Below are 11,867 nucleotides of genomic sequence, written 5' to 3' on the forward strand. Positions count from 1 at the left end.
ACCTAAGTACACAAAACCGAGGAAGTGTGCGCGCGTTTGTGGACTTACACCCAACCTAAGTACACAAAAGCGAGGAAGTATGCGCGCAAATGGAGCGCAACACGCGCCAACACGCTCCAAACGCGAGGAAAACTTACGGCAAATGTTCCATGGCTATATTTGCCGAAAGGTAGTGATTAAATAAGGGTAGTCGGCAAGGTATTGCGCCGATTGCAATTGGGCCAGCAATTGAGTTGATAATTGGGCTATCAATTGAAATAAAGTTAAGTAATCAAAAATGCGGAATATTGTAACTAAAGCGTGTGCTTTTGCGATTACGCTATTAGCGATTATTCTGTAATTTTCATACAAGGAGTAGGTATGAATAAAGCCCTTATTAACATTGATTACACGAATGATTTCGTTGCAAGCGACGGCTCTCTTACAGTAGGCGAGCCTGCGCAAAAGCTCGAGAAGCGCATTACTGAGATTTCGCAGGAGTTTCTTGACGCTGGCGAGTTTGTGGTTTTTGCAATCGACACGCATCATTTGAACGATCCGTATCATCCTGAAACTAAGCTTTTCCCACCTCATAACATTGCTGGAACGCATGGCCAGCAGCTATACGGCACGCTTGGCGATTTTTACGAGTCGAATAAAGATAAAAGCAACGTGTACTACATTCACAAGACCCGCTACTCGTCGTTCAACGGCACCGATTTGCTGATTAAGCTTCGCGAACGCCACATTGAGGAGCTGCATTTGGTGGGAGTTTGCACGGATATTTGCGTGCTTCACACCGCTGTTGACGCGTATAATCTTGGATTCAAGATTGTGGTTCATAAGGATGCCGTAGCAAGTTTTGATCCCGCAGGGCATGAGTGGGCGCTTCGTCACTTTAAGACTTGCCTTAATGCGGATATTGTAGAAGGCTAACTTACTAAAGTCGCTTTAAAATATTAACTAATAACGCTGGTTGCTTTGAGCTGCCGGCGTTTTTGTTTATTCGGAGTGTCGACTTGCTATTAATGAGAATCATTATTATTATAGATAGACGTTATCAAGATCTTCCGTAATTAGTAGTTATTTGCGAAAAGAAGAGCGCAAATAAAAAAAGAAGATTGCAAAAAAGATTGCAAAAAAGATCGAAAAAAAGATCTAAAAAAAGATGAAGTGTAGAGAGCGAAATAATAATTATGACTCATGCAAAGTCTATGTTTAAGCGCGCGTTTGCTGCCGCAAGTGTAGTCGTGCTTGCGTTTGCGGTGCTTACTTCCGGATTAAGCGCTGCTTTGCCAGCGTATGCCGAAGAAAGCGAACCTGAACATGTGTGGGTTGGTAGCGACGAAATTAAGGGCGACTTATACTTGCCAAATAAGAGCGTAACGGTTGCATCTGGCCACGTTGACGCCTTCTACGCATTTCAAACAAGCGCAGATAGCAAGCTTAAAATGGGCTTTAGTTACGGAAACGTAATTTACAATCCAAAAAACGTAACGATGACGGTCGATAATTCGTCGTACTACACAGAAAATCTTCATTATAAAAACGCTAGTAATATTCCTTTTGACGCTTCAAAAGGTTATTGGCGTTTGAACGGATCTGGAAATAAGCAAAGTAGCGAAGTATTCCCGGGTTGGGATTCTTCTAATTCGCGTTTTTCTGTAGGAGTAAAAGATTCAGTAAACGCTTGCGCGGATATTGTAATCGACAAAATTACAGGCCCTAAAGGTGGTCGCGTTCTTGCGTGGACTCAAAAAACCGACAGCAGTAACGCTACTTTTGCAAAATCTTTAGAAGCGCACGATAAAGACGACGAGAATACTGCCGGAAGTCGATTTGTAATGCCAGGTATTATCCACCAGTCAATGGTCGGCCACGAGCATGCTGATTGGGTATTCACAAAACCTGGAACCTATAAAATTAGCGCTTACACAATAGTAAAAAATAAAGAAAACGGCAAAACTGTTACTTCAGAGCACGCAACATACACTTTTAACGTAAAGCCTAACGCAACTCACGCAGTTGAAAGCGAAACAGAAACGCTGCAAATGAATCCTAATCGCGTGCCTCCAACAAAAGATCCTAAATTTGTTGAAGAATCGTTGTCTGGCAGCACGCATTGCAAGGAAGACGACAGTAATATTTGCATTGTTGGCGTAAGGAATACCGGCTCGCATCCGCATTACCACTCTTATGAGCCGGGCGGAGAAGTTACTCTTTCGGTGTATTTGCCAAAATCGGTACGCGGAAAAGGAAATACCACGCCATCTTGGACGTATATTCGCGAAGACGAAATGGGCTCTGATTTTGTATACGATTTTACTAACAATCCGCCAGTAGGGGATAGGGAACCAGATTTTAAAAAAACATTCACTATTCCTGCAGAGCCTGCATTAAATGGAATGCTTGTTAACGCAACAATAAGCGCTGGAACAGAGCTTGGGCTGGGCTATGGCGACGACAGAGATACAGTAAGAATTGCTGTAGACGATCACGGTGCTGACGGTCGGCCTGTGGTTGCTGCGATTGGCAAGTTGAAGCCTCTTGAAGTTGGAGACACTTTAAACCTGCGCTCTGTGCTTTATAGTCCAAGAGTTTCTGTTATTAACAACGAAAAGCAAGATCCGGATGTGCAAGTTACTTCTATAGTAAAAAGGCATGTTTGGCTTATTAAAAAAGCAGGCGAAACAAAATTTAAGTACTTGCCTAAAGAAGAAGGTAGAAACTTAAATTTGAAGATTGACGAAAGTATGGATGGTGCCATTATTCGTTCGTCGCTTGTGCTTGATAATGGCGAATTGTATAGGAATGAAGAATTCAATGATTTTGCTGATTATCAAATCTGGTTGAAGTCTTCTGAAAAGAAGCCTTCTGAAAAGAAGCCTTCTGATAAGAAGCCTGCTGATAAGAAGCCTTCTGAGGAGAATCCTGCTGAAGATGGTTCTGCTGAAGATGGTTCTGCTGAAGATAATGATGGAAAGAAGAATAGCGATAAGAAGGATCGTAAGAAGAATCGTAAGAATCGTAAAAATAGCAAAAATAATAAAGCTAAGAAAAATAATAAAGGCAAGAATTTAAAGAAAAATAAGAAGAATAAAAATAATAAGAAAAACAAAAAACATAAGAAGAATAAAAATAATAAAGCTGAAAAAGATGCGTCTGAAGATGAAGAGTCCGAAAATGAAAAGTCTGAAGAAGATGTGTCTGAAGAAAGCGATAACGCAAGTGATAGCGATAGTGATAACGCAAGCGAAAACGCAAGTGACAGCGCGAATGGAGTTATAAATAACGGCAATAACGATCAGTCTGGTGAAAATGAAGATAATTCAAAAAATTCCGGCACTGAACAAAATAATCTGCAGAAACCTGCAAGTACTCCGTTAGCTGCGTCAGCTCAAACTAATAGCGGATTTGCGAATAGAGGCGGCAGCTTAGCGCATAAGTCTTCTCGCAGATTAGGCGGATTGAAACGCAGTAAATCTTACACAAAACGCTCAAAGAAGCTGAAAAAAGTGAAGCTTCTTGGCAAAAAGCGTAAAAAATCTGCGAAGTCTGCTTCCTACGAGTCTGACGAAAATAATGGAGATGTGGACGCTTCGGAAACTGCAAACAACACAGAAGATGCAGAAGAAGTATTTGACGAAGCAGAATCCACGGAAGAAAAAAGTCATAAAACAAAGTGGGTTACTGCTGCCGTTGGCACTGCAGGCGTGAGCTTGTGCACATTAACAGGCGTTGGTGTGTGCCTACTTAAATCGCGTATGAAATTGCTTTAGAAGGATAATAAAATGTTAAAAAATAAGAATTACATGCTTACAAAGAATAAAAATTACGTTGCTACATCAATTATTGCAGCAATATTTGCTGCAATTATGGTAATTGCAGCAATATTTATGCCGTCGCCTTTTGCAAGTGTTGCTAATGCTGCAACAAGCAATCAGCCGGTGATGATTCAAGCTGGTCACGCAGATTTTGGACCAACGCTTGCAGGAGGGCATTGGAAAATACAGATACGCGACGATACTGGCGACGATCCTGTGTGGCGAGACCCGGAAAACGTGGTATTTAAGCTGGGCAGCAGCTCGATTATTCCAATGCCAAACGATGCCGCGTATAACTTTATTGGCGAAAAGCCGGGAACGAAACTTTACGTAATTCCGCAAACGCAAAATCCAGACGTGCCATGGCTTGGCTGGAATACGCAAGAAGGCGGCGTGCTTAACGAGCTTGATCGTGGCGCAAAGCTTTCGCTTGAAGGCGTAAGCGGCCCTGGAAAATTGCATGTTTATTTGGAAAACGGCAATAATAATCCGCAACAATTGTGGGATAGCACTAAAGGGTATCCGCAGAATAGCTGGATTGAAACAAACGCTCACACTCACGTAAATTGGGTGTTTTCTAAGCCGGGCATTTACCATGTGAAGCTTACTTTTTCGGGAAAGTTGAAGAATGGTAGAGCAGTAAGCGATACGCGAGTGCTTAATTTTGCAGTTGGAGATAATACAGATCCGAACGCGGCTTTAGGTGCAGGTGCTGCGGCTGGTGCTGGTGCTGGAGCTAATTCTGGTGATGAAGATTCTTCTAGCAATGAAGAAGGAGACGAAGAAGGTTCTGAGTCTGGCGCAAGCGATAATGGCGAAAATGCTGAAGACGGAGAGTCGGGTACAAAAGCTGGAAGGCATCATAAAAAAGCGAGTAAATCCGACGATACTGTGGCAATTGCGCAGATTGTGATGATTATTTTTGTGATTGTAACAATTGTGATTATTGCGTTTGTGATGTTTGCAGTTGCGAAAAGCAAGAAGGCGCGTCGCGAGGCTATATCTGATTTAGTAAATCCGGTTGAAGAAACAACAGTTTTGCCGAGCGTAAATTCCGTAAATTCCGCAAATTCCGTAAATTCTAATAATTTAGGACAGAACAATGCGTAAAAAATCTAGTTTAATGTGCATGAAGCTATTTAGTGCGCTTGTTAGTGCGATTATTTCATTCGGCTTTTTAGCATCTATTTGTTGCTGTAATTGCGGTAGTGCGTATGCTGACGAAGCTGTTGCAGACTCTGAATTGGCGAATGCTAAAGCTTGCGCTGCGGCTCAACTTGAAAATAATGCTGCTAAACCAAGCAGTAGCGCAACTGCCGGCGCAAAGTTATGCAGAGTAAAAAAAGGTCATACAGACGTTTTTGCAACTTATAAAGATGCCAACGGAAATCTTGTGCTTGGAACAAGAGGCGATTCTTTCCCGGGCACCAACGCAAATAGTATTCGATACAATTCTTCGCTTATTCGATTTGTTGTTGGCAAGAAAAATCGCGTAAGAAAAAATGAAGTATTTTCTTTCGTAAAACAGAATGTGAAATACGTGTATCATCTGCCTTCTCAAATGGAAGAAGGTAAATTATATGCAGGTGTTTCTACCGAAACTTTGGGGGATGATTCGGGAATTAAACAAGTAACTTTTAGTTTTACTAACGCAACTATGCCTAAAAATGGCGCAGTTTACATGGCTGGTAAAGATGATAACAGATTACTAAAGTATCTTGGAACGGATGGAACTGGATTCCCAAGCGAATACACTGTGGATGGCCATGCTCACGTGCATATGGATTGGGTTTTTACAGCTCCGGGAACGTATGTGTTGACTGTAAAAGCAGTTGCTGAAACTAATGAAGGTAAAACGCTTACTGCTACGCAAGATTACACGTTTGAAGTAGATCTTAAGCGCGCTAAAGAATCTTCTCAGTATGACACAGGCGAAGATAATTCGCAGTCTGCAGAATCTGGTAATCAGAATGGAACCTCGCCTAATACTAAGAAAAAGAAAGGCTCTGAAGGCAAGGGCTCAAATGATAATTTGGATGAGGATTCTGACGAAGACGATGAGGATTCTGGCGAAGATGAAGACGACGAAGATTCGGAAGATGAGGATTCGGATGAGGACGAGGATTCTGACGAAGATTCGGAAGATGAAGACGAAAATAATGAAGAACCTTCTACGTCAATTGTTGTAAAAGGAAATAACAACAGAGTTTACGTAACGCCTTGGCCGGGAGCAAAGCCAAGCGCGGGATTTGCGAATCAGAATTTAGAAAATGAAGAAGAAACAGAATCTAGCAAAAATAATTTAGATTCTAAACAATCTAAAACTAAAAATAAGAATAAAAAAACAACTAAAAAATGCTCGAAATTTAAAGATATAAAAGGCGATAAGTTAGTAATTAAAAACGGTCACGTTGATTTAGCAACTTACGGTTCGAGCAGCGGCATTGGATTTGCAGTGCAAGAGGATGTGACTGGATCTCACGTAAGACGAGACCCAAGTAAAGTCGTATTTTATGCTGGAAATGATGCAAAAAACGGTAATATTTGGCGTTTACCGCAAACGCAGAAACAAAATGTTCCGTGGCTTGGCTGGAATAACCAAAATTTGCAACCGCACAAATCTAGCAAAATCAGCCTTAAATCTGTAAAAGGGCCGGGAAGTGTGCGCATTTGGTTGCAAGGCTCGTTAGGCGAAAAAGCGAAAACTATCATGTCTAGCAACGGAAAACGCACTTACACGATTCCGGCTAATACGCATATGCATTTGAATTGGGATTTTTCGAAGCCGGGCTATTACACGATTCGTTTTGCGGTGAGTGCTCACGGCAAGACGATTGAGAAAGATATGCATTTTGCGATTGGTGTAGACGCGCTCGAAACACCTATGAGCTGTTCTGTGAGCGAAGCGGAAGGCGAGTCTGGCTCCGAAAATAATGATGCTGATGGCGACAATGGTAGCGATGACAGCAACAGCAGTAAAAACGGAGAAAATAACGCAAAAGGTGGAAATCCAAGCAATTCCGGAAATGCTGAAAATGCTGGAAACGCAGGAGTTACCCCACTTACTGCTCCATCATACGTAAACAGAACAAGCTCCTCCTACTTTGGCGGCGGATTTGCGCGAAAATCTAAAGCTGGAAACAGAAGCAAAATCGTAAAACTAACGGATGGAATGAACAAGCAAGAGGGCAAAAAAATTCAATCCGAATATAAGCAAAAAAGCTCTAAAGGTTTGAATGTAAAGTTGCGCAACAGCGTTATGGCGAAAGACGATGAACCGCAAGGAATTGTGGGATTGTTCAAACGCAAGCCTGCCGTTGCATACACTGCATTAAGCCTTGGAATTACTGCAATTTCTGGCACTTGCGCAGCTGGAATGTTTATTCTTCGAAAGCGCGGATTAATTTCTGCTGGCGGATTGCTTAGCGCGATTATGAGCATTAAGTAGCGTTCGGAAGAATTTCGGAAGTTGTGTTTCGGAAGATTTCGGAAGATTTTCGGAAGATTTCGGAAGATTGTATTTTTTAGATTTGTAGTTTGGTAAGAATTTAATGAAATTCATTGATTTAGTAGGGCGAAAAAGCGCGAAGCGTGCAATTGCAGCTATTTTGGCTGTTGCAACCACGATTCCGCTTTGCGCGTGTGGATCTGCGAATAGTGGCAATAGCGCAGGGCATCGCGACGGGCGAATTAATGTAGTTACAACTACAGGCGTTTTGCGCGATATGGTAGCGAATGTGGCAGGAGACGCTGCAAACGTGAGCGCAATTGTGCCGGATAACGCAGACCCGCACTCCTACGAGCCGCGATTGCGCTCAATTCGCGACGTTGTGTATGCGGACGTGGCTTTTAGCAACTACATGATGCTTGAGGAGCACGGCGTAATTACCGCACTTGACGCGAATTTGCGAAAAGGCGTGCCGAATGTTGAGCTTGCGGAAGAAAGCGTGAAACATGCGGCGGATATTATTCCAATGGTAGAAGACGTGTCGCTGGATACGATTTGGCTTGGTCTTGCTACAGAACGCATGGCTGCGCAAGTTGGAGCAGAAGCTGGAACTATGAAATCGGCAACTGTTAAATCGGCAACTGTAGAATCTTCTAAAGAATCACAGTCTTCGCAGTCTTCACCGCAGTCTTCCCAATCAAACGCGCCTTCAACAGTAACAAAAGAAGGGCGCGCAACCGTAATAAAACCGAATGCGTATAACATGAAGCGCTCCGACAGAATCCGCCTAACTGCAACGAAAGTTAGCGGGCCTGGAGCATTATTCGCTTACCTTACAGGCACTTTTGGAAGCGTTGAAACTTACGTAAATTCAGCAAACGGAATTAGCGACGAAGATCACGTGGACTTGCCAGCGGATGCTCACACGCATTTAAGCTGGGCTTTTAGCAAACCGGGAGAGTACACGCTTGACTGGCATGCGGATATTTTAGATGCTCAAGGTGCAAGAGTTGCAAGCTTAGGTAATACAAGAATGCGTTTTGCTGTTGGCGTAAACGCGCAGAAAATAGCGAAAAAGCGTGGCGCTCGCGTAGTTTTGAATCAAGGTCATGCTGATTTAGCATACGATTTGGCGTCGCGCGGGTTTATGTACCGAGTGGATACTTTGCAAGAAAAGCGCTCTGCTGCGCCAAAACGCGTGTATTATGCGCCTCGCGATGTGGTTGTGGAAGTGCCGACTAATGCGCTGAAGGAGATTCCGGCAGAGCAAGGGTATCGTTTTTTGGGTGCTGCTCGCGAAAAATTGTATCAGCTTCCGCAAGCTGTTCTTGGAAAGCATGTTCACGGCGATATTGACCCGCATTTGTGGCAGTCAGTAAAAAATGGTATTGCGTATGTGCGCACAATTGCGGACCGCTTGTGCGAAGTCGACCCTAAAAATGCTCGCAAATATCGCGCAAATGCGGACCGATATATTAACAAACTGCTGGACGTAGACGCGTATATGCGCAAAAAAGTTGCGTCAATTCCAAAAGAGCGCCGCAACTTAGTCACAACGCACGACGCTTTTGCATACTTAGGTAAAGCTTACGGCGTAAATATTGCGGGATTTGTAACAATCAACCCTTCAAGCGAGCCGAGTGTGCAAGACAGGCGTAGGCTTTCGCAGATTTTGCGCGACTTGGAAATTCCGGCAGTATTTTTGGAGCCGAATTTGATTTCGCGCTCATCCGTGCTGAAAGAGCTGGCAGCTGAGGCGCACGTGAAAGTTTGCCCAATTTATGGTGACGCTTTCGACGCGAAAGTTAGAACTTACGCGGATATGATGCGAGCGAACGCGGATTCTTTAGCGAAATGTTTGAAGTAATAGCGAAGTAATAGCGAAGTAATAGTGAAGTAATAGCGAAGTAATAGTGAAGTAATAGCGAAGTGGATGGGACTTATGAATAAAAATATTAGCGAAAATAGTACTGTTATTAACGCGCAAAACTTAAGTGTGTCGTACACAAGTCGCGCTGTTGTAAAAAACGTTTCGTTTAGTATTAAAAGCGGCGAATTCGTGGGATTGCTGGGCGCAAACGGTGCCGGAAAAACGACGCTTTTTCGCGCGATCATGGGGCTGATTCCTCACTCCGGAAATCTGGAAGTGCATGCACCTTGCGCAGAAGGAGACAGTGTAAATTCGCGCGTATCTTACGTAGGTTACGTGCCGCAAAGACACGATATTGCTTGGGATTTTCCGCTTTCTGTGCTCGACGTTGTGATGATGGGCAGAATTCGGCATATTGGTTACGTTCGTCGCGCGAAAAAAGAGGATTATGAGATTGCGCTCGCGTCTCTTGAGCGCACCGGAATGGCTGATTTTCGAGATCGCACAATCGGCGAACTTTCAGGCGGCCAGCGTCAACGCGTGCTGGTTGCGCGCGCACTTGCCGGCGAGCCGCGCCTTATGCTACTTGACGAACCTTTTACTGGACTTGATATGCCAACTCAAGAGCTACTTACGAGCCTGTTTTTAGATTTAGCAAAGTCGGGAGAAGCAATTCTTATGAGCTCGCACGACATAATCGGCTCTATTAATTCGTGCTCAAGAATCATGCTTTTTGACGGCACTATTATTGGCGACGACGAGCCGCAAAATTTGCGAACTGAACAGTGGGTGCGAACCTTCCACGTAGCTCCGCAAAATCCGCTTATTCAAGCCGTTGAGCGTGTAATCGGGCAGAAATAGAGGTAAAAGTAAATGTTATCGCCAATCGAATTTATACAAGACTTAACAAATCCGGACCTTTGGTTTTTGCTAAAAGCGCTTATTGTAGCCTGCCTTTCGAGCGTAATTTGCGGAGCCGTGGGCTGCTACGTTGTGCTTCGCGGAATGGCGTTTATTGGAGACGCTGTAGCGCACTCTGTATTTCCCGGACTCGCAATCGCCTTCGTATTGCAAGGAAATCTGCTATTTGGCGGCGCGCTCGCAGGAGTTGCAACCGCGCTAATCGTATCTATTTTTAGCCAAAACCGCAGGCTTCGCGAAGACTCATTTATTGGCGTATTCTTCGTATCTGCTTTCGCGCTCGGAATCGTAATAATCTCAAAAGCTTCGGGCTACGCAGGCTCTTTGGAATCCTTCCTTTTCGGCTCAATTACAGGCATTCCGGATTCCGATATTGCTGTTGTGGCTGTGACTGGGCTTATTATTTTGACGCTTTTGAGCATGTTCCACAAAGAGCTTGTGTGCGTGTCGATGGATCGCGAAACTTCGCGCGCAATGGGATTGCCAGTTGCGTGGCTAGACGGAATGTTGTACGTTTTGGTGGCGATTGCTGTAGTTGTTTCCGTGCAAATTATTGGAAATGTGCTTGTGCTTGCGCTTCTTGTGACTCCTGCTGCAACTGCGCGACTGCTGACGGATAGGCTGCCTCGAATGATGGTTTTGGCACCGGTTATTGGTTGTGCGTCGTCGATTGTGGGCATGTATATTTCGTGGAGTTTTGATACTGCAACAGGCGGAACGATTGTGCTCGTGGCAACAGCGCTTTTTGTGCTCGCGTGGGCGTGCTCGCCTAAGCACGGGCTGATTGCGAAGGCGTGTGTAAAGAAAATAGCGTAACGCAGGTTTATAGCAGGTTTATAGCGTGCGGCACAATAGACGTATGGTATCAAAAGGAAAACCTTCGCCAAGAAGCGCCGTAAAACCACTCAGCGATGAGCAAGTAGAGCGCTTAGCGCACGCACACAACTTAGTTGACCCAACCTACTACTACCCAACAGGCAAACGTAAGCCAAACCAAGCAGAAATTGACGCGCAAAATCCTAAAGCTGCCGAAAGACTGCTCGAAGGAACATCGCGCGTATTGCGCTCGCGTTGCAAAGTAAAGGCGTGGGGATTAGAAAACGTGCCAGAAGAAGGCGTGTTTATTACAGCTTGCACGCACGTTACAATGTTCGACGTTTTTATACCAATGACAGCGCTATTCCACCAAGGCCGCAGACCGCGCTACATGGCAAAAGCAGAACTTGCGCACTGGCCAATCTTAGGCAAATGGTTCCAGCTAGTAGGCATGCAATCTGTGCCACGCAGAAGCGGAAAAGCGCGCGAAATTGAGGAAGAATCAATCAAAATCCTCACAAACGGAAGGCCTTTAAGCATTTGGCCAGAAGGCACATTAACGCGCGATCCTAAAAAATGGCCGATGAGCATGAAGCCGGGAATTGGAATTATTGCGCTTGAAGCATCTCGCAGACTAGGGCATCAGATTCCGCTATTTTGCGCGGTTACGTGGGGTGCTGCAAGCATTAACCACTGGTGGCCGTGGCCGAAGAAAAACGTTGTAATGTGCTACGATACTCAGCTTGATTATGCCGACTTGCTTAAGGGAAGCGAAAACTGGGGAGAATTGCCTCCAATAGAATCTGCTGAAGAGCTTGCGCGTCGCGTTAGAGTGCGCATGACGCAAATTATGGAAGAAATTCGCGGCGAAAAAGCGCCTGCCGGATATTTCGATTACAGGCAGATGAAACGCGTTACGGAAGAATAAAAAATATACAGAAGAATAAAATAAAGTATCTTTTTAAAATCCCGTAAAGCGGCGTGTGTAGAATTGCGTAATAGTGTGATT

The 11,867-nt window shown here is 44.4% G+C and carries 8 protein-coding genes; all 8 read left to right on the forward strand.

Annotation, left to right across the window (positions count from 1 at the left end; genetic code table 11):
• Positions 1-360: 360 nt before the first annotated feature.
• Positions 361-915 carry a cysteine hydrolase family protein gene (locus ACTJLE_RS03215; RefSeq protein ID WP_481267400.1) on the forward strand — a complete coding sequence of 185 codons (555 nt, stop codon included), beginning with the start codon at positions 361-363 and terminating at the stop codon, positions 913-915.
• A gap of 260 nt (positions 916-1,175) precedes the next feature.
• Positions 1,176-3,758: a choice-of-anchor M domain-containing protein gene (locus ACTJLE_RS03220; RefSeq protein ID WP_481267401.1), complete on the forward strand. Its 2,583-nt coding sequence runs from the start codon at positions 1,176-1,178 to the stop codon at positions 3,756-3,758.
• A gap of 12 nt (positions 3,759-3,770) precedes the next feature.
• Positions 3,771-4,913 carry a TIGR03773 family transporter-associated surface protein gene (locus tag ACTJLE_RS03225; protein WP_481267402.1) on the forward strand — a complete coding sequence of 381 codons (1,143 nt, stop codon included), beginning with the start codon at positions 3,771-3,773 and terminating at the stop codon, positions 4,911-4,913.
• On the forward strand, positions 4,906-7,251 hold the full coding sequence (locus ACTJLE_RS03230; protein WP_481267403.1) for a choice-of-anchor M domain-containing protein: 2,346 nt from the start codon (positions 4,906-4,908) through the stop codon (positions 7,249-7,251). Before ACTJLE_RS03225 ends, ACTJLE_RS03230 begins: the two co-directional genes overlap by 8 nt.
• Before the next feature lie 103 nt (positions 7,252-7,354).
• Positions 7,355-9,118, forward strand: coding sequence for an anchored repeat ABC transporter, substrate-binding protein (locus ACTJLE_RS03235; RefSeq protein WP_481267404.1), 1,764 nt, complete (start codon positions 7,355-7,357; stop codon positions 9,116-9,118).
• Positions 9,119-9,184: 66 nt separating this feature from the next.
• Positions 9,185-9,982: an anchored repeat-type ABC transporter ATP-binding subunit gene (locus tag ACTJLE_RS03240; protein WP_481267405.1), complete on the forward strand. Its 798-nt coding sequence runs from the start codon at positions 9,185-9,187 to the stop codon at positions 9,980-9,982.
• A gap of 12 nt (positions 9,983-9,994) precedes the next feature.
• Positions 9,995-10,858, forward strand: a complete 864-nt coding sequence (locus tag ACTJLE_RS03245) for an anchored repeat-type ABC transporter permease subunit (protein ID WP_481267406.1) — start codon at positions 9,995-9,997, stop codon at positions 10,856-10,858.
• A 43-nt stretch (positions 10,859-10,901) separates the two neighbouring features.
• Positions 10,902-11,786 carry a lysophospholipid acyltransferase family protein gene (locus ACTJLE_RS03250; protein WP_481267407.1) on the forward strand — a complete coding sequence of 295 codons (885 nt, stop codon included), beginning with the start codon at positions 10,902-10,904 and terminating at the stop codon, positions 11,784-11,786.
• Positions 11,787-11,867 lie beyond the last annotated feature (81 nt).

Source organism: Gardnerella sp. CCPDSM (assembly GCF_056754715.1).